17 protein-coding genes and 1 riboswitch are annotated in these 23,271 nt (G+C 49.8%); of the genes, 2 read left to right on the top strand and 15 right to left on the bottom strand.

Annotated features, from left to right (window positions below; translation table 11 throughout):
- Positions 1-34: 34 nt before the first annotated feature.
- The 3 genes from mfd to LIZ87_RS05335 all read right to left on the bottom strand — a co-directional run bounded on the left by mfd (position 35) and on the right by LIZ87_RS05335 (position 5,379).
- Positions 35-3,667: a transcription-repair coupling factor gene (gene mfd, locus LIZ87_RS05345; protein WP_178315894.1), complete on the bottom strand. Its 3,633-nt coding sequence runs from the start codon at positions 3,665-3,667 to the stop codon at positions 35-37.
- Between the two features lie 81 nt (positions 3,668-3,748).
- Complete coding sequence (gene pth, locus LIZ87_RS05340; protein WP_178315895.1) at positions 3,749-4,318, bottom strand: aminoacyl-tRNA hydrolase; 570 nt, start codon at positions 4,316-4,318, stop codon at positions 3,749-3,751.
- A 389-nt stretch (positions 4,319-4,707) separates the two neighbouring features.
- Complete coding sequence (locus LIZ87_RS05335) at positions 4,708-5,379, bottom strand: transglycosylase domain-containing protein (protein ID WP_227145738.1); 672 nt, start codon at positions 5,377-5,379, stop codon at positions 4,708-4,710.
- 256 nt (positions 5,380-5,635) lie between these two features.
- Positions 5,636-5,731, top strand: a riboswitch (purine riboswitch).
- A gap of 272 nt (positions 5,732-6,003) precedes the next feature.
- Here LIZ87_RS05335 and LIZ87_RS05330 point away from each other — a divergent pair.
- Both LIZ87_RS05330 and LIZ87_RS05325 read left to right on the top strand, forming a co-directional pair.
- A complete protein-coding gene (locus LIZ87_RS05330) occupies positions 6,004-7,407 on the top strand; it encodes an NAD(P)/FAD-dependent oxidoreductase (protein ID WP_178313859.1) in 1,404 nt (467 codons plus the stop codon).
- A 356-nt stretch (positions 7,408-7,763) separates the two neighbouring features.
- Positions 7,764-9,161, top strand: coding sequence for an immunoglobulin-like domain-containing protein (locus LIZ87_RS05325; RefSeq protein WP_227145695.1), 1,398 nt, complete (start codon positions 7,764-7,766; stop codon positions 9,159-9,161).
- Between the two features lie 88 nt (positions 9,162-9,249).
- On the opposite strand, the gene LIZ87_RS05320 is transcribed toward LIZ87_RS05325, so the two are convergent.
- From LIZ87_RS05320 to spoVG, 12 genes are all read right to left on the bottom strand, one after another.
- Complete coding sequence (locus LIZ87_RS05320; RefSeq protein WP_227145693.1) at positions 9,250-10,209, bottom strand: D-2-hydroxyacid dehydrogenase; 960 nt, start codon at positions 10,207-10,209, stop codon at positions 9,250-9,252.
- A gap of 23 nt (positions 10,210-10,232) precedes the next feature.
- Positions 10,233-11,135 carry a sugar phosphate isomerase/epimerase family protein gene (locus LIZ87_RS05315; RefSeq protein ID WP_178315664.1) on the bottom strand — a complete coding sequence of 301 codons (903 nt, stop codon included), beginning with the start codon at positions 11,133-11,135 and terminating at the stop codon, positions 10,233-10,235.
- A complete protein-coding gene (locus LIZ87_RS05310) occupies positions 11,132-11,923 on the bottom strand; it encodes an HpcH/HpaI aldolase family protein (protein ID WP_227145691.1) in 792 nt (263 codons plus the stop codon). Before LIZ87_RS05310 ends, LIZ87_RS05315 begins: the two co-directional genes overlap by 4 nt.
- A gap of 36 nt (positions 11,924-11,959) precedes the next feature.
- Entirely contained in the window at positions 11,960-12,910 is a 951-nt protein-coding gene (locus LIZ87_RS05305; protein WP_178315660.1) for an aldo/keto reductase, read from the bottom strand.
- Positions 12,911-12,946: 36 nt separating this feature from the next.
- The gene (locus LIZ87_RS05300; RefSeq protein ID WP_178315658.1) at positions 12,947-13,738 is read right to left on the bottom strand and encodes a DUF7402 domain-containing protein; all 792 of its coding nucleotides are present in this window, start codon (positions 13,736-13,738) and stop codon (positions 12,947-12,949) included.
- A complete protein-coding gene (locus tag LIZ87_RS05295; RefSeq protein ID WP_227145689.1) occupies positions 13,739-15,544 on the bottom strand; it encodes a DUF2264 domain-containing protein in 1,806 nt (601 codons plus the stop codon).
- A 19-nt stretch (positions 15,545-15,563) separates the two neighbouring features.
- The gene (locus tag LIZ87_RS05290; protein WP_227145687.1) at positions 15,564-16,670 is read right to left on the bottom strand and encodes a glycoside hydrolase family 88 protein; all 1,107 of its coding nucleotides are present in this window, start codon (positions 16,668-16,670) and stop codon (positions 15,564-15,566) included.
- A gap of 29 nt (positions 16,671-16,699) precedes the next feature.
- Positions 16,700-17,581 carry a carbohydrate ABC transporter permease gene (locus LIZ87_RS05285; RefSeq protein ID WP_178316432.1) on the bottom strand — a complete coding sequence of 294 codons (882 nt, stop codon included), beginning with the start codon at positions 17,579-17,581 and terminating at the stop codon, positions 16,700-16,702.
- Positions 17,582-17,593: 12 nt separating this feature from the next.
- Positions 17,594-18,511, bottom strand: a complete 918-nt coding sequence (locus tag LIZ87_RS05280) for an ABC transporter permease (protein WP_227145685.1) — start codon at positions 18,509-18,511, stop codon at positions 17,594-17,596.
- Positions 18,512-18,604: 93 nt separating this feature from the next.
- Positions 18,605-20,224, bottom strand: coding sequence for an extracellular solute-binding protein (locus LIZ87_RS05275; RefSeq protein ID WP_227145684.1), 1,620 nt, complete (start codon positions 20,222-20,224; stop codon positions 18,605-18,607).
- 140 nt (positions 20,225-20,364) lie between these two features.
- Positions 20,365-22,497 (bottom strand): AraC family transcriptional regulator, encoded by a 2,133-nt coding sequence (locus tag LIZ87_RS05270; RefSeq protein ID WP_227145682.1) that lies wholly within the window; start codon positions 22,495-22,497, stop codon positions 20,365-20,367.
- A gap of 451 nt (positions 22,498-22,948) precedes the next feature.
- The gene (gene spoVG / locus LIZ87_RS05265; RefSeq protein WP_178316430.1) at positions 22,949-23,236 is read right to left on the bottom strand and encodes a septation regulator SpoVG; all 288 of its coding nucleotides are present in this window, start codon (positions 23,234-23,236) and stop codon (positions 22,949-22,951) included.
- Between the last annotated feature and the right edge of the window lie 35 nt (positions 23,237-23,271).

Raw genomic sequence — 23,271 nt, 5'->3', positions numbered from 1 at the left:
CGGACGAATGCAAAGCCCTCTTTTACAAGAGGCCTCATACTCTCAGCTCCCCGATCCCTTTTACGATCTCCTTTGCCTTCTCCATCATAGCAAGGCTGTCCTGGTTCTTACTGCGCCTGTCTACATAGTGGAACACCGGAACCTCTCCCGGCACCAGCTTTAAGTCCCCCTTGTAGCTCTGCATGAGTTCCGGAATGCCCTCTGTCTTCAAGCTGGCCTTCTGATACATGGTCAGGCGCACCTCCTGGCGGTTGATTACAGCCTCTGTCACAAAAGCCTTGTGGGCTAATGCCTTAAGCTCTGCGATCTTAAGCAGATTGTCAACGCTTCTGGGAATATCGCCGAAGCGGTCCATCAGCTCATCCTGCATATCCATATATTCATCCTCTGTCTCAATGGCAGAGATCCTCTTATAAATATCCAGCTTCTGATACTCATTTTTGATATAAGAGCCCGGTATATAGGCGTCAATATCGCACTCGATCACAGTCTCGTAGGAATCTCCCTCCACCGCTTCTCCCTTTAAGGCCAGCACGGCCTCGCCCAGCATTTTGCAGTACAGGTCATAGCCCACGGCCTCCATATGCCCATGCTGCTCTGCTCCCAGCACATTTCCGGCTCCGCGGATCTCCAGGTCACGCATGGCGATCTTGATGCCGGATCCCAGCTCTGTGAACTCGCGGATGGCCTGAAGGCGTTTCTCCGCCTCCTCCTTTAGGAGCTTATCCCGCTTATACATAAGAAAGGCGTAGGAGGTCCTGTTGGAACGGCCCACCCGTCCCCTCAGCTGGTAGAGCTGGGACAATCCCATCCTGTCTGCGTCATGGATGATCATGGTATTGGCATTGGGGATATCAAGTCCCGTCTCTATGATCGTCGTGGACACCAGAACGTCAATATCGCCGTTGATAAAGTCCGCCATGATCCGCTCCAGCTCGTGCTCCCTCATCTGGCCATGGGCAAACGTCACCACAGCGTCCGGAACAAGAGCCTGGACCCCATTCGCCACCTCATCAATATCTGTCACTCTGTTATATACATAATACACCTGTCCATTGCGTGCCAGCTCACGGTGAATAGCTTCCCGCACCATTTCCTCATTGTACTCCATCACATAGGTCTGGATGGGCGTTCTGTCCACCGGAGGCTCCTCCAGCACGCTCATATCCCGGATCCCGGCCAGGCTCATGTGGAGAGTCCTAGGAATAGGGGTGGCTGTCAATGTCATGACATCCACATTCTCCTTTAACTGCTTGATCTTCTCCTTGTGGGCAACGCCGAAGCGCTGCTCCTCATCAATGATAAGGAGTCCCAGATCCTTAAAATGCAGATCCTTTGACAATACCCTGTGGGTTCCAATGACCACATCCACCATGCCCTTACGCAGCCCTTCCAGGGTCTTCTTCTGCTGGGCCGGCGTGCAGAACCTGGACAGCATATCCACCCGCACCGGAAAATCCTTCATGCGCTGTACGAAGGTATTGTAATGCTGCTGGGCAAGGATCGTGGTAGGCACCAGATACACCACCTGCTTGCTGTCCTGGACGGCCTTGAAAGCTGCCCGCAGGGCCACCTCCGTCTTGCCATAGCCCACATCGCCGCAGATCAGGCGGTCCATGATCTTCCTGCTCTCCATATCCTGCTTGACCGCGTCAATGGCGTCCAGCTGGTCCTCCGTCTCCTCATAGGGGAACAGCTCTTCAAACTCCTTCTGCCATACGGTATCGTGGCCGTACTGGAAGCCGTTCTTTTCCTGCCGGGCTGCGTAGAGCTTTACAAGATCCTTTGCAATGGCCTGGACGGCTCCCTTTACCCTGGTCTTTGTCTTATTCCACTCGCTTCCGCCTAACCGGTTGAGCTTCGGCTTCTTTGCCTCGGCCCCGGCGTATTTCTGGATGCTCTCAAGCCTGGTGGCCGGAAGGTACAGGTTGCCTCCGTCCCCATATTCGATCTTAATATAATCCTTGATGATCTTATCCCGCTCTACCTTCTCAATGCCCCGGTAGATACCCAGGCCATGCTCCTCATGGACCACATAATCTCCCACTGACAGCTCTGAAAAGCTCTGAATGGCCTTTCCCTGGTAGCTCGTCTTCTTCCGGCGCTTTTTCTTTTTCTCCACACCGAACATATCGCCCTCTGTAATGAAGACGAATTTTAAAAGAGGATACTCAAATCCCCGGTGCAGGTTTCCGTAAGTCACCATGATCTCGCCGGGCTTTACCTGACGGCAGGCTGCTCCTGCCCCCAAGCTGCTCTCAGCGATATTTTCCGGGGTATTCTGGATGGCGTTCCCGGCGGCGCTTTCCGGGCCCTGCCTTAGGCCTCCTTCTGCTTCTCCCGGCCCATCCGGGCAGTATGCCCGCAGGTCATACTCCCGCAGATCGCTTGCAAGCCTGCTGGCCCTTGTCCTGGAGGCAGAGAGGAGGATCACCCGGTAGCCTTCCTTTTTCCACCTTGTTAGATCCTTAATGAGGATCTCAAAGCTGTTCTGATAGGAATTGACATTTTTCACGTCAAAGCTGAACTTTCCATTGACCTTCATCCCCGGCAGCTTCTGGTCCAGCCCTGTGAGCATGACTGTGTAGGGCCTCTGGATCTTTGCGGTCACCTCTGCGGCCGTGAAAAGGAGCTCTGTCTGTCCCGGAAGCAGGTACCCCTTTTCCAGTCTGTGGACCATGCTTTCCCGAAACTCCAGCTCCACCGTCTCTCCCTTTTCCTTCAGCCTCCCAGGCTCATCCAGATAGATCACGCTGTCCCCTGCCGGGAAATAATCCAGGAAAGACACGGTCTCCTTGCAAAAATACCCTATATATCCATCCAGTCCGCTTATCTTCCAGCCTTCCCGGATCCCATCCGCCAGCTCCTTTATGATCCCGCGGATGCGGGAGGCCTCTTCTATCTTACGCTGCTCCCTGAGAGCCTTCTCGTAAGCCTTTTCCTCTTCCTCCAGCCTGCCTCTTCCTGTCTCCAGCTGTTCCTTTGAGAGTACCAGCTCCGCTGCCGGGTAGATGGCCAGCTCCTCCAGCTGCTCCACAGAGCGCTGGCTTTCCGGGTCAAAGGTACGGATGGAATCCACCTCATCGTCCCACAGCTCGATCCGCACCGGGACCTCCTCTGTCAGTGGGAAAATGTCGATGATCCCGCCCCGGATGGAAAACTGTCCCATGCCATCCACCTGGGCCATGCGCTCATAGCCCATCTCCGTGAGCCTTTCCTTCCACACATCCAGATCAATGACCTGTCCGCTCTCCACCGTAAGGACCTGCTTCTTTAAAAATGCCAGGGGCATAAGGTGGTCCATAAGACCGTCCATAGTCGTGACCACCACACCGCCCTCATCCTCCATCAAATGGCGCAGCACGGCAATGCGCTGCCGCGTCATGAGATTTCCATGGATATCGGCGCTGTAAAACAGCAGGTCTCTGGCCGGATACAGCCACACCTGCCTTGTAAAATTCCTGAAATCATCATAGATCTCCCTGGCCCGCTGCTCATCATAGGTCACCACCAGCTTCCAGGGGAGGCCTCCCCCTTCTGCCAGCTCATGCATCAGGTGCACCTTCTGGGAATCCAGAGTACCTGTTACCTGAAGAGGCCCTTTTCCTGCCCTCAATGCCTGCAGCAGATTGTCATATTCCTGTAGCTCCAATAATGGATTTTCCATCGCTTCCCCTGCACCTTTCTCTCTGCCTTCAGCGTTTTCCCGCCGGAATCTCCGGCTATTTCAGCCTTTCCCGGCTTCTCCTCACGCTTTATGCCCATTAAACCTGTTCATGGCAGCATCCGCCCCATCTGTGATCATGACCTCCACTGCCCGGGCCGCCTCTTTAAAGGCATCCTCCATGAGCGCCCTGTCTTCCTTTGAAAAACGGCTCAGCACATAATCTGCCAGATCCATCTTCTTCGGTTTATCGCCGACTCCCACCTTGATCCTCGGAAACTCCTGGGTCCCCAGATGTGCGATAATGTTCTTGATCCCATTATGCCCGCCTGCACTTCCCTTTTTCCTGATGCGCAGCTGCCCTACATCCAGACTGATATCATCATATATCACTATAATATGATCCGGCTCCACTTTATAGAAATCCGCCGCTGCCCGGATGCTCTCACCGCTCAAATTCATAAAGGTCTGGGGCTTTAGGAGCAGCACCTTTTCTCCTCCTATGATCCCACGGCCGTACAGTCCCTTAAACTTCTTTTCCTCTATGGTAGTTCCCACCTTATCCGCCAGCACGTCAAGGGCGTCAAAGCCCACATTATGCCTGGTCCTCTCATACTCCTTTGAGGGATTTCCCAAACCTGCGATAATATACATGACCCTATCGTCCTCCTCTGCCTTCTTTCCTGATCCATCTCCTCTGCCTCCGAAAACAGCTTCCAGGGCAGCTCTGCATTTCCCCAATATCTCCAAAATCCTCATGACTCGTGTCCTCTCTGCCTGATCCGGTAAACTGCGCCTTACGCACCTTCTGCCGGATGCCTCATAATGTCCAAAAAGCACGCCTGAAAGCGTTAGATATCCGCCCACCGGGGTATCTAACGCTTACTGTAAAAGTCCTGCCGCCGGATAGGCGGTATGTATTCAGATATGCCAGGTGTGCCCGCCAGACTTTCATGGTGCGGTGGCGCATCCGCTGCCGGGCGCATGTAGGCTTACTGTTTTCCCATTCTATCAAATTCTATGCAAAAATACAAGCTCCTCCATCAGTATCCTGCTGCCAGTGTCTCCGCTGCCCGCTCTTCAGTGAACAATCCCCTCTCTACCAGCCGTTCCACCACCTGCTCCTGGCGCTTTGCTGCCAGCTCGGGACTTACTGTAGGCGCATATCTGGAGGGCGCATTGGGGATCCCCGCCAATAGGGTGCTTTCATAGTCCGTCATATCATTGGGAGCTTTTCCGAAATAGCCTTTGCTGGCATCACCGACACAGTAATAATTGTTCCCATAATAGATGGTATTCACATAGAGCTCTAATATCTCGTTCTTTGTAAAATTTTTTTCCAGCGCAAATGCCATGAACACCTCAGCGGCCTTTCTCTCCAGGCGCTTCTCCTGCGTAAAATACAGGTTCTTTGCCAGCTGCTGGGTGATGGTGCTTCCGCCCTCCACAAAGGAGCCAGCCTTTATGTCATTTATCAGAGCCCTTGTAATGGCAATGGGGTCGATCCCCGGATGTCCGTAAAACCTGTGATCCTCCACAGAGAGCACTGCATCCACATAGAGCTCCGGAAGCTCAGCGAAAGGTGTGTAGCCCTCCTTGCTCCGGATGGAGGCTGCCTTCTCCTCCAGGCTCATTTCTGACAATGCCGACCTATACATATCATAGCCGTCCTTTCCTACGCGGGCGCAGAAGCCAAACACCACTACTGTCAGCATAATCACCGGCCATTTCAGCCATCTCATCCGTTTCACCCACAAAAGCGCCTTCATCCCTTCACCTGCTTTCCTTCCCATCTGATAGGAAAATTGTACCATAAACAGGCCCATAAAGTCCTTTCCAAAGCCTTACAGAACTTTAAGTATTCCCTAAGGCTTTCTGAAATATTTTCGAAAGAGCCCCTCTATTTCAGCTTCGTTATTTTCGTCCGAAAATATCGCCTTTCTCCCTTGCGCAAATGCCCGGATTATGCTAAACTAGGAATGATGTGATGCCTGTATAAGTTCATAATCGGATGAACGTTTCTACCAGCTACCGGAATAGTTGACTACAAGCCGCTATTTTGTATACTGGTATATTTTTTTTACTATGAAAGTCCTGCCGCCGGATAGGCGGCATGCATTCAGGTATGCCAAGTGCGTCCACCAGACTTTTATGGTGCGGTAGTGCGTCCGCTGCTGGGCGCATGCAGGTTTACTATGAAAGTCCTGTCGCCGGATAGGCGGCATGTATTCAGGTATGCCAAATGCATCCACCAGACTTTCGCGGTGCGGCGGCGCGTCCGCCCGCCGGACGCATGTAGGTTTGCTATGAAAGCAAAGCAGCAGAAAGGAGTTTTTTGTATGAACCCAACAAAGCAATATGATGTCATCATTATCGGAGCAGGCCCCTCTGGTATTTTCTGTGCCTATGAGCTGATCCAGAAGAAACCGGATATGAAGATATTAATGATCGAAAAGGGCCGCCCCATTGAAAAACGTGTATGCCCCAAGCGTACCACAAAGGTATGCGTTGGCTGCAAGCCCTGCTCCATTACCACAGGCTTTGCAGGCGCAGGTGCATTTTCAGACGGAAAACTTTCCCTTTCTCCTGATGTAGGCGGCAACCTTCCTGAGATCCTGGGTTATGACAAGGCCGTGGAACTTTTAAAGGAATCTGATAACATTTACCTGAAATTTGGCGCTGACACCGGAGTTTACGGCGTGGATAAGCAGACAGAGATCGAGGAGATCCGCCGCAAGGCTATTAATGCCAACTTAAAGCTCATCGAATGTCCGATCCGCCATCTGGGAACAGAGGAGGGCTATAAGATCTACACCCGTCTTCAGGAACATCTGAAGGCCCAGGGCATTACAATGGAATTTAACACCATGGTAATGGACATCCTCATTGAGGACGGTCATGCAAAGGGCGTTGTGACAGATAAGGACGAAACCTATTATGCCCCTGAGATCGTTGCCGCAATCGGACGTGAGGGCTCTGACTGGTTCTCCCACATCTGCAGTGACCACGGTATCGAGACCCAGGTGGGCACAGTGGATATCGGTGTCCGTGTGGAAGTCCGCGATGAGGTCATGAAGTTCCTCAATGAGAACCTCTATGAGGCAAAGCTGGTATACTATACCCCAACCTTTGATGACAAGGTACGCACCTTCTGTACTAATCCCTCCGGCGAGGTGGCAACAGAGTACTATGAAAACGGCCTGGCAGTTGTCAATGGCCACGCCTACAAATCAAAGGAATACAAGACACACAACACCAACTTCGCACTTCTGGTGAGCAAGAACTTCACAAAGCCCTTCAACGAGCCCATTGAATACGGCAAGCACATTGCCCAGCTCTCCAACATGCTCTGCGGAGGCAGGATCATGGTCCAGACCTTCGGCGATTTCCAGAGAGGCCGCCGCACCACCGAGGAGCGCCTCTGCCGCAACAACCTGATCCCCACCTTAAAGGACGCTGTTCCCGGAGACCTTTCCCTTGTGCTCCCACACCGCATCATGACGGACATCAAGGAAATGCTCCTGGCCTTAGATAAAGTAACTCCCGGCATTGCCAGCGACGAGACCCTGCTCTACGGCGTAGAGGTCAAATTCTATTCCAACAAGGTCGTAGTAAACAAGGACTTCGAGACCAGCATATCCGGCCTTCGGGCAATCGGAGACGGCGCTTCTGTCACCAGAGGCCTGCAGCAGGCTTCCGCCAATGGTATCAGTGTGGCGAGGAGTATTCTTGCAAAACAGTAAAAATTTCACACAGAGGTATCCGGTACCCGACTGCCGGATATCTCTGTTTTTTATTTTGCAGTATCCAGTAACGCGTTTCATCAGATTTCGTATGATTGCAGGTACGAATGTACTAATATGCGGTACTTTAACCCTTTCGTAAAAAAATATTCAGCATATCCCAAAGCTTTCCATATGACCTTTTGTTACAATAAAGATACTGGTTACTGTACCGTATATCTTTCTAAACCTACATGCGCCCGGCTGTCAGACGCGCCACCGTACTATAAAAGTCTGGCGGGCGCATTTGGCATACCTGAATTTAGTGCCGCCTATCCGGCGGCGGGACTTTTATAGAAAAGGAGGTTGAGATTGTTATGGAAAAATGCAGAAGGCTTACAGCAGCTTTCCTGCTCACAGCCCTTATCATGACAGGCTGTGCTTCTGCGGGAAAGGATTTTTCGCCTTTGGAAAATACCGCGCAGCAAGAGACTGGTATCCCGGATCAAATGGTGTCTGCTTCCGCTGAAGATGATATGCCGGAGGAATCTCCTTCTGTTGCTGTTATTTCCGGTGGTGAGACCTATATTCCCATGAAGAATTTTACCTTTTCTGAGTATACACAGACAGACTCCTCAGGGCAGGAGCAGACGGTAAATGCCTGCGGGGCCTGGCTCCGCCCCCAGGGCGTAAAAGGGATGCCCCAGGTTCCCTGGACTGAGGATATGAAGCTGGCTGTCACAGGACAAGTGCTCACCTTTCATTGCAGCCTCTATGACGCTGATTATGAACCTCTTTCAGAAGAAGCCTTCCAGGACCAAAAGTCCCTCATCTTTCCCCAGCAGCAGGAGCCCTACTATGTAAAGCTGGAGCTTTCTTTTAAAGAGAGTCATGATTCTAAAACAGGTTATCAATATTTTTTCCAGGTAGTCTCCCGCGGCCCTACCCCCATATTATCCGTCTTTGCTGAATTAAATGGAAATGAATCCGAGGCTGTAAGGGAGCTTCCCTCCTTAAAGGGTCAGGGTGCATTTACTGCACTGACCCAAAAGGATTCCCTTCCCTACATTCCCATAGGGTCCCGCCTCTTCCTCTCTTTTCCCGAAGGAGAGACTCCCCTTTCTGTCCGCTTTTCCGATTTCGTGCTGACAGAGAGCGGGGAACCCGCTTCCTTTGACGGTGAGGAGATCCCGGCCCAGCAGCTTCAGGCTGAAGACGGCAGCTATTCCATCTATCTGGGAGCCAACCTGGACGCCATGTATTACGGCTACAGCGAAGCCTACCAGCCCGGAGGAATCCGCCGCGGCTTCCTGGTAGATTGTACCTTTGCAGACGGCAGTACCGAGACCTACGCCATCGCAGTGAAAACAGATGCCGCCTTTGGCATCAAAAGGCAGCCCTCCTCCGCCTACCTCATGCCCATGTGCGGCACCGGCGTCCATGTCTTCACAGAAGCCCGTCCAAAGAAAAATGCCTCCGGCCTCACACTCACCTTTGTAATGGATAATGAAAGCTCCTGCGATTTCTCTTACGGAGAGGAGCCCAGGCTTTACCGTTTCGAGGGCCCGGATCCAAAGGAAATGCCCCTTCTCCCGGAAGCAGGCTGGAACGACCTTGCCTACACTCTCAAGGCCAATCGCACAAAACGGCTCACCATAAAGCTGGATCCGCTTTACGGCCCTCTGGATCCGGGCTACTACCGCTTTTCGAAGGATCTCATCAATCCGGAGGATGGAACCACCCAGACCGTGTACGGGGATTTTGTGGTAAATTAATCAGAGCTACCGATACGACAATGCCTCCGGGGCTTTCGGCTGCACAGCCAAAACTCCCGGAGGCATGATCTGCTTTTCTTCTTTTGTCCTACTTATTTACCACATTCACTGCATCCTTATTTATGTAGTGCCTCAGATTATCCACTGCAATATCCATCAGACGCTGTCTTGACTCCTTGGGCGCCCAGGCTATATGAGGTGTAATGATCATATTTTTTGCTCCCAGCAGCGGATTATCCGCTCTGATCGGTTCTGTCGATACCACATCTGCAGCTGCGCCGCTGACCTTTCCGCACTCCAGGGCCTCCCGCAGATCCTCCTCCACGATCAGCGGACCTCTGGAGGTATTGATGATCTTCACGCCGTCCTTCATCTTAGAGATGGTCTCCTTGTTGATGATGCCCTGTGTAGACGGGAATAGCGGACAGTGAAGGCTGATCACATCAGACTGTGCCAGCAGTTCATCCAGGGATGCCATTTTGCAGTTTTCCGTCTCCAGCTCCTTTTTGGGATACTCATCATAAGCCAGCACCTTCATCCCCAATGCCTCTGCGATCTTTGCCGTCCTCTGTCCGATGCGTCCAAAGCCAATGACTCCAAAGGTTTTTCCTGCCAGCTCCACCAGCGGATGCTTCCAGAAGCACCAGTCCTGATTATTTGTCCACTCGCCTGCCCTTACGCACTCCGAGTGCTCTCCCACATGGTGGCACAGCTCCAAAAGAAGGGCGATCGCATACTGCGCCACAGCATCCGTGCCATAAGTAGGTATATTGGTGACAATGACTCCCGCCTCCTTTGCAGCAGCGGTATCTACCACATTATAACCGGTTGCCAGAACACCGATGAATTTCATAGAGGGGCACTTTGCAATGGTCTCTGCGGTGATGGGAGTCTTGTTGGTATATACAGCCTCCGCATCTCCGATGCGCTCTGCAATTTTGTCTCCAGGCGTCCTGTCATAGACTGTCAGCTCGCCCAGCTTTTCCAATTCCTCCCAGCTCAAATCTCCCGGATTTTCCGTATATCCATCCAATACTACTATTTTCACGTCCATTTACCTCCGCTATCTGCCTAGTCCTCTACCAAAGCCCATGCCCTGTTGATCACACGCTTTGTATTTGCCAAAATAATGTCTCCGTCCTCATCAGCCCAAGGCTTCACCTCCAGAGAAAGTACATATGGATTTTCCTTCTGGAAGAATCCCTCTTCCTTTAATACGGTAAAGAAATCAACCAGCTGCTCTGTATCATTGGCACTCTCAGGGAAACCAAATCTCGGATGCTGATCGCCATAGGCCTCGCAGCCCTGCTTTACAACTGCATTTCCAATATGGAAGTGTGTAATATAGGGCCTGAGAGTCTGAACCACAAACTTTGATGTCTCATAGGTAGTCGGGAAATGGGACAGATCCACCATAAGGCCAAAGTTATTATGGGTCATACGCATATCTGCCGCAAATCTGGCCGCATAGGGTGCGGGACCGATCAGAGCTGCTTTATCCATGTCAAAATCAAATACCTCCAGCTCCACCATCATTCCCTTTTTCGCAGCATAATCGCACACAGCCCTGGTGGTCTTTAACAGCTGGGCATATGCCAGTTCCTTTGTCTCCGGTTCCCATTTTCCTGCAAGGAACGCGATCCCCTTTGCTCCCATATACTCCGCATCATCGATGGAATCCAGCAGAACAGCCTCTGCCTTCTTTCTCTCCTCCTCGTCAATGTGGTTGGGATTCAGCTTCGGTCCCAAAAGGCGGGGCTGTGCCCCATAGCAGACCTTCAGATGGGACTGCTCCAGCATCCTCTTTACCTTTTCTCTGGTCTCTTCATCTGCAATATGGGTGATCTCAAACGCCCCAAAATACTCATCACAGCAAATGGTCTTTACCGAATCCGCCACGGAATAGCTGACTGGAGGATGGGTCATCCACTGAATGGTTCCTACCTGAAAATATTTCTGAATCGGGTCTTTCATCTGCACACCTCCGGATTATTCTTTTTAAAGGTTTCCACTGTCTTTGCCGCCATTTTAGACAGATCCACGGCATCTGACATCATGATCACAAAATTATAGCCCTTATCATACAGCTTCTGGGCAGCATCCGCGTCATTGGCCACCGTAGCCAGAAACTTATCCGATGGCAGTACGATATCCTCGATCTGCCTGATCGCTGCCTTAAATACCTCCCGGTCAAACTGTCCCATCATTCCCATGGAGGTGGAAAGGTCCATTGGGCCGATGAAGATACCATCCAGATCTTCGATCTTCATGATCTCAGGAAGATTTTTAATGCCCTCCGGCGTCTCAATGGCGATCATCACCAGATTTTCATCATTTGCCCGCTGCAGGTAATGTCCCCTGTTCATGCCATAGCCGCAGGCCCTGGGGCTTCCTGCAATTCCTCTCACACCCAACGGAGGATACTTCACACGCTTTACTGCCTCCCTGGCCTCCTCTGCCGTGTTTACGTAGGGCACCGAGATTCCCATCACGCCGCAGTCTGAGATCCTCTTTAAAGCGATCAGATCATTCCACGGAGCCCTTGCAAACGGAAGGGCTCCTGTCCCCTTGATCGCCTGGCACATGCTCAATATTGTCTGATAATCCACGGGAGAGTGCTCCACGTCGATCACAAGTGCATCAAAGCCTGCATTTGCAAGAATTTCTGCCGATACATTGCTTGCCATGTGAAGCCAGGCCGCAGAAACCTTGCCCTTATTTTTCAATCTGCGCTTTACTTCATTGTAATATTCTTCTGCCATGATTCTACGTTGCTCCTTTTACTCTGCTGTTTTCTGTTATGCCAGGAATTCTTTTGTTTTCTTTGCCTCATATTCCTTGTACAGGTTTGTTTTCTTTATCTCTTCGATGAGCTTTTCATCCTCCGGCGTATAGGCGCTTCCCAAAGCCTTTGCTGCCCCTCTAAGATGGCTGATCTTGCCTGTTCCATAGACCACCATATTTACGCCTTCCTGGGCAAGAGACCATCTGAGGGCCGCATCTGACAGGGCAGGGATATCCTGCATCTGGGCCTCCTTTGCCATATGGAACAGCTGTCCCTTCATATAGGCCTCTCTGGTGACTACGCCCATGTTCCTGTCCTTTGCCGCCTTAAGTACCTTCCTGGTAGCCTGGTAATCTGCAAAATTAAAGTTAATATAGACCACATCAAAATACCCTGACTCGATCATCTTAAGGTAGGTCTCCTCGCCCGAAAATGTATCTGCGCAGGCAAAGCGGATGAGCCCCTCCTTCTTTAAGGTCCTGATATTATGTCCCAGCTTTTCCAGATACTCCGGGTCATGCTCAAATGCGCATTTCATAGGTGCGATATTAAAAAAGTCAATGGTCTCTCTCTGAATGAGCTTTAAGATCCTCTGTGCCTCTGCCCTGAGAGTCTCCAGCTCTCCCATCTTTTTATTAAAAGGATCATAGGTGTAGACCATTCCCTCCGGCCTGGTCTGTACATAGATTTCATGAGGAGGCGGCAGCTGCTTTAAATTTCTTCCCAATGCCTCCTTCTCCGAATCTTGGGTCACATCAAAGAAATTGATCCCTTGATCGTATGCCTCCTTTAATACCTCCAGACGGTTCTTGTCTCCAAAGCCCTCGAAGATCTCTCCCGGCGTTGTGCTCCGTTTCAGATTTTCATTAAAGCCCCTGGATTTTCCGTTGGGAAGATATTCGTGTCCGCCCATTCCCAGAACCGAAACCTCGATCCCTGTATTGCCCAGCTTTGTATATAACATTTCTATTACCTCCGATCATATCAGCATTTTTGAACATTACTCTGCTTCCGTTCCGTAGACCTCCAGCTGTGTCAATGCCGGAAACGGTGAAGGGTCATCTGCCTTTATCAGCTTTTCAAGGCGGATCCACTGTATCCCCTGCTTCTTCATCTTCAGCACATGTGGTTCCACCTGCTTCTCCAGTCTCCAGTCCACAGAGGTTCCATCGGAAAAGGTGAGCGTAACCTGTTCCCACCAGTTGTCATGGGGGAAATCTGCCCTGGTATAAAGCACAATCTTGTCCATATCCACAGAACGCCCGAATTCCAATGTAATCTGGGCATCATCCTGTCTGTTGATACCCCAGGACTCATAGGGCCACTTTCCATGAGAAAGATTTGCCACCACTCCGTCTATGGCATTGCGGGCTGCAAACACAGCCTCTCCCCTGGTCTCCACATTAGCCCAGGCATGGGGAAAGCATCCCCTGTCTCCATGCTGGTCCAGCACATTCTTTGCCAGGTTTTTGTAGGCAGATATCTCATAGTCCTCCGCCCTGCGGAGCGTGAGATAATGGCGCTCCCCTGTAAAGGCCTTCGGATTGTAGGAGGTCTTCTTTTCCTCAAAGGGAATGTCATATACCAGCACCTTCTCTGTCAGATAGACAAAGGCCTCATCCATCGTATCATCCACCCGGATCACATAAAAGCTCCCGGCTTCTGAAACCTCGAACAGGATCTGGTCCCCTTCTTCATACTCCCCACTCCAGGCCAGCACGGCCTGATGCCCGCCTTCTGCCCAGGCCTTATTATTACCTTCCCTGTCCCTCACTGTGATCAATGTTTTCATTTAATTTTTCTCGCTTTCTGCCCTTTTCGGCTCTCCATATACCAAGGTAATGACCGTATTCTTTCCGGGCTCCAGCCTCTGCTTCATCATAGGTATCACTGTCAGCGGGCAGAGCAGATTGGTATTGGCTAACACCCTGACAGCCTCTGCTGTGCCGCCGGACAGGCTTATGATGCCGCTTTTACCCCAGTCGCGCTCCACAAAGAGCCCCTTATCAACCATACGGATGCCTTCGCCGTTATACCGCCCTGAAGCTGTTCCGATGACCGCGTCCTCTGGCTCTGTTGCAATGGCATAGCCTCCGTCTGCAATATCGATGGCCATCTCATTCTCGATCTGGTGGATACGCAAGTGCCAGGGACCGCTGGGAACAATCGTGGTCTCCACCTTCACACCCGGCATGATCGTGTATTTCATCCACAGCATATGCTCCGTCACCTGATACTCTTCCACCCCTCTTCTCACACGGTAGTGGTCATCATCTGCCAACGAAACAGCCAGTGTGCTGTCAAAAGCTCCCTCCACCAGGCTGGCTCCTCTTGACACACTGAACCCGAACTTATTGGAATAAACGAATTTTTCATATTTGGCATCACTACAGCCAAAGCATTTTCCCTTCTGTCCTGTGACAAAGGCCTGCACATGATCGCCCTGTGTGTGTGATACCAGCATATGGGGCTCTGTCAAGAGCTTTAGCGGCTCATATGCATACTCCTCCTCAGGCGCAGTCCAGAAGGGATGGTCCGCCGGAAGGGCCAGGGAGTAAAATGCCTTCAGTCCCCAATAAGGAGAACCCGGCGCATTATACCGGTCGCTCATAATCAGATTGGGATATCCATAGCCAATGGTCAGGACACCTGCATTATCAAAAATCGGCATATTCATCCACTGGCTAAGATTTCTTAAGAGCAGAGTCTTCATAACTCCGTATCCCACGCCCTCATTCTCTGCAAAGCCTATGGCAGAGAAAAATGCGCTGTGGGCAAAACGGTAAGTAAGGCTTCTTCCAAAGGGGATCTCGCTTCCGTCTCCGGCAAACCAATAAACAAACTCCTTTGAGAACTCGGCAGCACGTTCCCTTAAAACGCTGCAATACTCCGGCTCCTCCTCCTTCATAAACCTGGAAAACAAAAGCCCATAGAACTGAATGGCAAAGGGGATATAGTAATCCACCTGAGTCTTCACCCCATCGTAATACCAGCCCTTCTGAGTATAAAAGCTTTCGATCAGGGCCCTGTCTTCCTTCATCCGCTCTTCATTCCAAGGAAGCCCCAGCTTCCTCCACATGGTATTGACTAAAATGCGGAAATATCTCCAGTTATTAGAATGGACCTCGCGTTCATTGATCTGGTTAAACCAGCGGTAAAAATTCTCCTGCTGGTTCGCTGTGAGCTCTCCCCAGAGCTTTTCAGGCGCCAGGCAGACCGCTGAAGCGACAGAAGCCATCTCCACCATTTTCTGGTCAAAATCCAGCAGCTCTCCCCAATATTCCTCATTGCCGGGATCTGTTCCGTAAATGATCCCTTCTAAGTAAAATACCCTCCATCCGTCTGCTTCCTCCCGCAGATCTTTCGGCAGGTCCTCATTCTCCTGGGCCCATAAAGGTCCAAGCCCCCAGAGCAGCCTGGCAAAGCCCTCCATTCTCGCTGCCTTTTCGCCGTAATGAGCCTTTGTATAGCCCACCTTCAGCCAGGCGTGTCCTGGACTGAAATACCCCTTCAAGGGGCGGATGATATCCAGAAACAGCTCCGCCATATCGCATCTGTCTTTTAATGCCCTGCCTCTCCACTTTTCCAAATACGCCATTTTTCTCTCCTCGCTCCAATTACCAAATCATAAATTCTTTTCCCATCAGCCGCAGGATCCCTTCCACAAAGAAATAATCACCGTAGATGATCGGAACATGCATCTGGCGGTTATAAGCCACAGAGCCATTCTGGACAATGCCGTCGCGGTAAGGATCCCAGTCACAATGCTTTTCCTCCAGCGCCATCAGCATATCCACTGCGCAGTCACGGTACAGATCTTTTTCCAGTTCAGGCACCATGTCCGCGATCTGCAGAAGGCCGCAGGCCGCACAGGCTGTCGCTGTGGTATCCCAGCAGACCGGTTCCTTCGGAGAGCGGAAATCAAGATAAGATACATATCCTGTCCTGCACACATTGGCAATAAAATAATGTGCTACCTGCTTTGCCGCATCCAGATATTCCTTTTTGTCAGCATGAAGCGCAGCTAAGGCAAAGCCATAGATCGCCCAGGACTGTCCCCTGCTCCAGGAGGAGCCGGATGCATAGCCCTGTCCTGCCGGGAATTCCAGTCCTTCACCGGTGACAGGATCCAGCACTCCAATGTGGTTGCAGGAGCCGTCAGCCCTTAACAGATAACGCATAGCCGTATGGGCATGCTCATTTGCAATATAGGCAAATCTCGGATCCCCTGTCTCCTCGGTGGCCCAGAACAGCAGCGGGATGTTCATCAAACAGTCAATGATCATCCAGCCTGTCATATCCTTGTTCCACGCCCGGATGAATTTTCCGGAAGGATTATAACGCCCTGCCAGCATACCCGCAGCATGAAGGGCTCTGGTCTTGGATTTTGGGTTTCCTGTCAGGCGGTAATCCGCCACAGCCGTGTGAAGGAACTGGAAGCCTACATCATGATGAAGCCCGACAAATTCTTCCATTGCCTTATCAAAGGACAGCTCGGAATATTCCGCAGTTTTCTTATATAACGGATTTTTGGTGCAGTTGTACATCTGCCACAGCATGCCTGCCCAGAAGCCATTTGTCCAGAAGGCCCTGTTCTCCTCTCTCATGTCTGTCTTATACTGGCCATCCTCCGGAATATAAGGGATCCGGTCTCCCAGACGGGCACATTCTGCCTGCAGCTTCCGGTCGATTTTTTCATAAATTTCCTGTAATCTCTTTTCCATGAAACGTACTCCTCGCATTTATTTTCCTGTTATTCTTTTACAGCGCCCACCATAGTACCCTTTGCAAAATACTTCTGCAGGAATGGATAAACGAAAAGGATCGGGATCGTTGCCACCATGATGGTCGCGTACTTGATCGTCATGGCTACCGACTCCTGATCGCTGGCTCCTACGCCTGTTGCCATGGAGGTTACATCATTCTGCATCAGGATCTCTCTCAAAATAACCTGCAGCGGGTACATCTCTCTGTTTCGGATGATGGCAGAAGCCCAGAACCAGGAGTTCCAGATGCTTACGCCGTAATACAGCACCATAACTGCCAGGATCGCCTTTGACAGGGGCAGCACGATCTGCATTAATATGGTCAGATGGCCTGCACCGTCTATCTGCGCTGCCTCGATCAAACTTTCCGGGATGCTCTCAAAGGAGGTCCTTAAGATCACCAGGTTGTATGTATTGATCATAAACGGAAGGATCAGGCCCCACAATGTGTTTGTCAGATGCAGTTTCTGCAGATTCAGGTAAAATGGGATCATGCCTCCGGAAAAGAACATGGTGAACATGATAAACATCATAATGGGCTTCTTAAACATCACACGCTTTCTTGACAGGAAATACGCTCCCAGAGATGTCATAAAGATATCCAGGACAACGCCCACTGTCAGGATGAACAGTGTGTTCATATATCCCCTGCTGATCATAGGGTTTGCAAATACCCTTTTATATGCATCTAAGCTGAAACCCAGGGACTTAAACAATACGCCCGTATGCTGGGACAGCAGGTTGCTGTCACTGAAGGACGCCACTCCCACATACCACACAGGATAAAAACAAACCACCACTATCACTGACAGGATAATATAGTTACATACAGAGAATATCCTCTCTCCTCTTGACCTTTTTACTTTCATTTCCATCCTCCCTTACCACAGGCTTGTTTCGCTGAATCTCTTTGACAATTTATTGGCGACAAGAAGCAGGCCCAGGTTAATAAATGAGTTGAACAGACCGATTGCTGTAGAATAGCTCCAATCCTGCTCCAGCAGACCTACGCGGTAAATATAGGAGGAAATGATATCTGCTGTCTCATAGGTTGATGGATTGTAGAGAAGGATGGTCTTTTCATAGCCCATGTTCATCAGTGTTCCCATTTTCAGAATCAGCATGATGATAATAGTTGGTGCAATGGCCGGAAGGGTTACATGGATCAGCTGCTTCCATTTTCCTGCACCGTCTATCTGTGCTGCCTCATAAAGCTGGCTGTCAACGCCGGAAAGTGCAGATAAATAAATAATGGAACCCCAGCCCACCTCCTGCCAGATGGCAGACGCCACATAGATCGTTCTGTACAGCCCCGGCTCCTGAAGAAGGGAAAGGCGCTCTCCTCCCAAGAGCTCAATGATGTCATTAAACAATCCGGTGGTAAGGCTGAAGTCTGTCAGCATACCGGTAACTACGATCATGGAAATAAAGTGCGGAAGATAGGTTGCTGTCTGCGCCAGGCTCTTAAACTTCGCGTTCCTGACCTCATTCAGAAGAAGTGCAAGGATAATGGGAGCCGGAAATCCAAAGATCAGGTTATAGATGCTGAGCAGCAGCGTATTCTTGATCAGTCTTCCACAGTAAACGCTCTTAAAAAAACGGGTAAAGTTGGCAAGGCCTACCCACTCGCTGTCTGCGATCCCCTGGGCAGGCGTGTAATCCTTAAATGCAATAACAGCTCCGTACATGGGCCTGTAGTTAAAAAGGATAAAAAACAGCACAACCGGCAGCACCAGCACATACAGCGACCAGTTTCTGATCCAATCCTTTTTTACCCGATACATAAAATTATGATCCATTAGGAATCCTCCTTTATTCTGTACCGCAGCAAAAAGCTGCAAAAAGGCGCCGCAACATTGTTATCAATATTCACGGCGCCTCCACTTTTGTCCTTAGCGGGCATTATAACGCTCTAATGCTCCATTCTGTATCTCCAGTGCCCTGTCCAGACCCATATTTTTGATATTCTGTACATACTCATCAAAGGTATCCAGACTCTCGTTTCCAAGAATATACTTAAGAGCCATCTCATCACGGTAAGTCGTGATCTCGTTGACAATAGCGGACATCTCACGGCTCTCATCCGAAGTCGGGGTGATTGGAGGAAGAACGTGTTTCCTTATATTGCTGTTCCAGACCTCTGGCGTGTTCTTCTGGCAGTCTAATGCATAATACTGCATCAGATATCTGTAATCCTGGACAAAGGGGCCGTTTGTATTGCCTCTTATGTAGGCGGACATTGCCTGTGATACTGGCCATCCATCGGGATTGTTCATTACCCAGTCAGAGTATACCGGCTCTCCGTCTACCATATTGTAAGACTCGCCCTCGATACCAAAGTTAAAGAACATATGTCCCTCTTCGCCGTATGCATAGTCAAGCAGCCTTGCCACACGCTCTACATCCTTACAGGATGTGGTGATGGCCGTAGATGCCCTGCCTGAATACTGGCCGCTCATGTATCCAAACTCAGGAAATGCACCCTTTTCTACTGTTGGGAACGGTGCTGCTACCAGCAGATAATCGGGATTTGTGGCTGTTGCCGCATTCATCCATGTTCCCATATAGCTTCCTGTAAATCCGATGGTCGCTCCGGCACTTCCGTTTGTCATCTTCGCATTTACCTGGTCAAACTTCAAAGTAGCCAGATCCCTGTCGATCAGTCCCTCGCTGTACCACTGATGCATGGTCTCCAGATACTGCCTGTACCCTTCCTGGACACCGCCGTACTGTACCACTCCGTTATCATCCACATAGAAATTTTTTCCTATATTATAGGCTGCCATAAAGGGATCTGCTTCCATCAGGTCCAAACGTGTATACTCCGGGCAGAAGGGGGCAGTAGCACCCATCTCTTCCTTAAATGCTGTCAGCACGGTATGCCATTCATCAATGGTAGTCGGAATCTCTAAGCCCACCTTCTCCAGCCAGTCTGCACGCAGCATAGGTCCAATGGTATAGCACAGTCTCTCATCACCTCTGATGAATGGGAATGCATAGTAGTTTCCGTCATCTGTCCTGATCATCTTATCGATCTCCGGATTCTCTTCCAGATACTTTGTGATATTCGGACAATACTGTGCAAATACATCATTTAATGGGATGATGACTCCATCCTTGATGGCCTTTTCCGGGCCGCCCGGATAATCCATCAGCCAGTTGTATTCCAGCATATCAGGAAGGTTTCCATCTGCCAGGATCAGGCTGAACTGCTCCTTTGTCTGCCCTGCCGGCGGATGAAGGAATTCAATATCCACTCCTGTTCTCTTCATCCATTCTTTGGCAAAGGGCTCCTCTCCCCTGTTAGCGTAGTTGGGGCTCTCTGTGTTGCCCAGCTCGCCCCAGAATGTCACCTTTTCGCCTGCAGGCATTGGATAAGAAAATTCTTCTGCGCTTGCAACAGGCTCTGCCGGAGCCGCTGCCGCTGTTTCCTGCTTTGCTCCCCCGCCGCAGCCAGCTAATGCTGCTGCCATAGCTGCCGCTAAAAATGTAGCTGCTACTCTTTTTTTCACGTTTTGTTTCCTCCTTCTCGCTTTGTTTTTCGTAAATTCATATTATCATCCAAATTCACCATTTTATATAGGAAAGAAACGAACTGGATATGCAAAATGCCGATTTTTCAATCGGCATTTTTTTTAGTCAATCTTCTTTTTTAGGTATTTTTCTTTAATTGGCCAGGTGTAATACCCTTTTTCTTCTTAAAACGGCGAATAAAGGTATTGCTGTCCCTGAATCCTGTCATACTGGCAACCTCCAGCACACTGTAATCCTGCCGCAAAAGCTCTTCTGCACGGTTCATTCTCAGAGTAGTGATATAATCCAGAAGGCTTCTTCCTGTTTGCTTCTTATAAACAGAGGACAGATATGAGGGTGTGATGTCAAAATATTGGGCTGTAATGGAGATATTTAAATCCGGGTCGCTGAAATTCTTTTCAATATAATCCTCCACCCGGCGGCTCAGGGAATTGTCCTGCTCATTTTCCCTCTGCTCCCTGGCGATCTCTTCACACAGCGTATCCACTGCTCCAAAGAAATTCCGCTTCATCTCCTCTATTGATACCCGCCGGGAGAAAAACTGTCCGAAATCCAGGGTCTGGGCAAAGCGTCCGCTTCCCGCTGCCTCTGCTCCCTTTAACAGCGTTCCCATCAGTTCAAAGGTAAGATAACGGACTGTCTCTACGGAAATGTCCTGGGAAATATGCTTATTCAGCTCCTGCTCCATGTATTCCTTTGCCAAAGAAGCATCCCCTGCCTTCACGGCATTGATGATCTTATGCTCTGCCTCTATCGAATATTCACATCTTACCTGACGGTTCTTTACCTCCTCATAGGCGATCACATCCTCCTCCAAAAGCTGTACATATTCCGTCAGCTCTCTTGTATGTACATAAGAGGTATGGATACCGTACAAGCCCTGGCAGATGTCTCCCACAAGGGCGATGGCCTGGAAATCAAATTTCCTCTCTGTCATCTGCTGCACCTGTTCAATATTTTTGCGGATAAATTCATCGTATCCCATCACGCCTTCCGGAATATTGATAATGGCGATCAGATCCTGCCCCACCTCTACCATTTCAACCTTAAAATATTCCTCAAGCAGTTCTTTAAATATATTATTCACTATGAAACGGCGCAGCTCCATTTCCAGAACTGACCGCTCCTGAGACTGCTCGGCCTCTTTTTCAGAATTGATCTGAAAGATCACTGTCAAAAAGCCTCCCTCTCCCAGATCAATATTGTGATCCTGCAGCTCCTCCAACGTTCCATGGAAAGAGGCTTCCAGAAGCTGGTACAAATAATAATTCTTCAGGCTTTTCTGATTATCATGAAGGATCCTGTCCAAATCCATCTTTTCCATAAAAAACAGCTCTGCCTGCCGTTTCAGCCATTGAAACTCATCCTCCCCCTGATCCATGGGCTGTTTCACATGTCCCTTAAAGGTCTCCATTAGATTCTTAATGGGATTATAATGCTTAAGGGCAAAATACCGGGATATAAAAAATCCCAGCAGGATACAGGCAAAAAGGCCCAGCAGGGAATAATTCCTGATCCTGATCAGCATATTTTCAAATATCCGTTCAGGAATGACTGTCACATACTTCCAATCAGAATTTCCAGAATTTCTGACAGCCATTGCACAGCTCTCCCCCAAAAGCTCTCTTTTCTGATAATCTCCCTCTTCCAGCTCTTCATATTTCAGCTGTGTGACCAGATCGTCTCCGCCCTTGCTGGTCATAACATCCCCTGATTCATTAAATATCAGGATATTCATATCCTCATTCCATTTCATGGAATCCAGAAGTGTCTGAAAGGCCTGGGTATTCACTGCAATTACAATCGTTGCATCCCCTCCATAGGAGCCGAGGTTCAGAATTGTCATACTATAGAGCATGGTGCTGATATTTCTTTTATTGGGAATCATCCAGATATCCTGAAAATGGATCTCTCCCATATAATCCCGGAAGCTCTCAAAAGAAACCTCCGGCCCGGCATAATACAGATCATAAAACAGGGAGGCGTCCATGTTTCCATTCATACTGACCACATACTGGGTATTGTTAAAATAGATAAAAACATCCTGTATCAGAGATTCCGAAATATTAATATTATTAAGGCTGCGGTATATCCGGTACAGCAGCATCTGATCCTCTTCCCCAAATTGGCCCTTTACATTGGAGGCCTTCTGTACCTCGAAGTCCCAAGCCACTCTCTGGGCTGTCCTCCCAATCTCATCTACCCTCTGGTCCATCTCATCCCTGACCATTTCCAGCATTCCCAGGTTCATTTTCTCCCCCTGCCGGCGGGTTACAGCCAGAGTGTAGGTATAAAGGACAGTGCCAATCAGTATCGGTATCGCAAGTATTCCAATATAACCCAGCAACATTCTGATGTATATACGGGACTTTTTCATATAGCAAAAACCTTCTCTCGTCTTATTCCTGTGGAAACATCGCCGCCGTAAGGCGGCACTAAATTCAGGTATGCCCAATGCGCCCTCCAGATTTTCATGGTGCGGCAGCACGTCTGCTGCGGGCGCATGTAGGTTTACTGTATAACGCTGTACTTATTTTAACATAAAAAAACTGTAAATAAAATGCATAATTAGACAACTATATACGCAGGAGGCTCCGGAGGAGCTTCCTCATGTAATAAAAAAGCCGTGGAACGCAGCCGAGATTCTCGGCCGGTCCACGACTTTCTACATCGCACTTCATTCTCATGTATGGTTATGGCGCTTATGCCATCCCGCTCTCAGCAGCCTCATTCTCCAGCAGGGTTGTCTCATATTTATTGAGTATGATCGTCTGGATCATATCCCTTGTACCTGAGTTGATAGGATGAGCGATGTCACGGTATTCTCCATCTGCTGCCTTGCGGCTTGGCATTGCTATGAATAAGCCCTTCTCCCCTTCAATGACTTTGATGTCATGAATAACAAATTCGTTGTCCAGGGTGATGGAAACGATAGCTTTCATCTTCCCCTCTTTCTCTACACGTCTCACTCTCACGTCTGTAACCTGCATGTGTCTTCCCCTTCCGTTTCAGCGTTCCAGAAGCC

The organism is Lacrimispora sp. 210928-DFI.3.58, from assembly GCF_020554865.1.
Lineage (GTDB): Bacteria > Bacillota > Clostridia > Lachnospirales > Lachnospiraceae > Enterocloster.
The sequence above is the reverse complement of the archived record's forward strand: the minus strand, read 5'-3'. Positions and strand labels throughout refer to the sequence as shown.

Coding starts and splice junctions, on each gene's coding strand:
- LIZ87_RS05300 (WP_178315658.1), bottom strand. CDS start 13,738: ATGAAAACATTGATCACAGTGAGGGACAGGGAAGGTAATAATAAGGCC.
- pth (WP_178315895.1), bottom strand. CDS start 4,318: ATGTATATTATCGCAGGTTTGGGAAATCCCTCAAAGGAGTATGAGAGG.
- LIZ87_RS05335 (WP_227145738.1), bottom strand. CDS start 5,379: ATGCTGACAGTAGTGGTGTTTGGCTTCTGCGCCCGCGTAGGAAAGGAC.
- LIZ87_RS05290 (WP_227145687.1), bottom strand. CDS start 16,670: ATGGAAAAGAGATTACAGGAAATTTATGAAAAAATCGACCGGAAGCTG.
- LIZ87_RS05330 (WP_178313859.1), top strand. CDS start 6,004: ATGAACCCAACAAAGCAATATGATGTCATCATTATCGGAGCAGGCCCC.
- spoVG (WP_178316430.1), bottom strand. CDS start 23,236: ATGCAGGTTACAGACGTGAGAGTGAGACGTGTAGAGAAAGAGGGGAAG.
- LIZ87_RS05280 (WP_227145685.1), bottom strand. CDS start 18,511: ATGGATCATAATTTTATGTATCGGGTAAAAAAGGATTGGATCAGAAAC.
- LIZ87_RS05305 (WP_178315660.1), bottom strand. CDS start 12,910: ATGTTATATACAAAGCTGGGCAATACAGGGATCGAGGTTTCGGTTCTG.
- LIZ87_RS05310 (WP_227145691.1), bottom strand. CDS start 11,923: ATGGCAGAAGAATATTACAATGAAGTAAAGCGCAGATTGAAAAATAAG.
- LIZ87_RS05270 (WP_227145682.1), bottom strand. CDS start 22,497: ATGAACCTGGGAATGCTGGAAATGGTCAGGGATGAGATGGACCAGAGG.
- mfd (WP_178315894.1), bottom strand. CDS start 3,667: ATGGAAAATCCATTATTGGAGCTACAGGAATATGACAATCTGCTGCAG.
- LIZ87_RS05295 (WP_227145689.1), bottom strand. CDS start 15,544: ATGGCGTATTTGGAAAAGTGGAGAGGCAGGGCATTAAAAGACAGATGC.
- LIZ87_RS05285 (WP_178316432.1), bottom strand. CDS start 17,581: ATGAAAGTAAAAAGGTCAAGAGGAGAGAGGATATTCTCTGTATGTAAC.
- LIZ87_RS05325 (WP_227145695.1), top strand. CDS start 7,764: ATGGAAAAATGCAGAAGGCTTACAGCAGCTTTCCTGCTCACAGCCCTT.
- LIZ87_RS05315 (WP_178315664.1), bottom strand. CDS start 11,135: ATGAAAGACCCGATTCAGAAATATTTTCAGGTAGGAACCATTCAGTGG.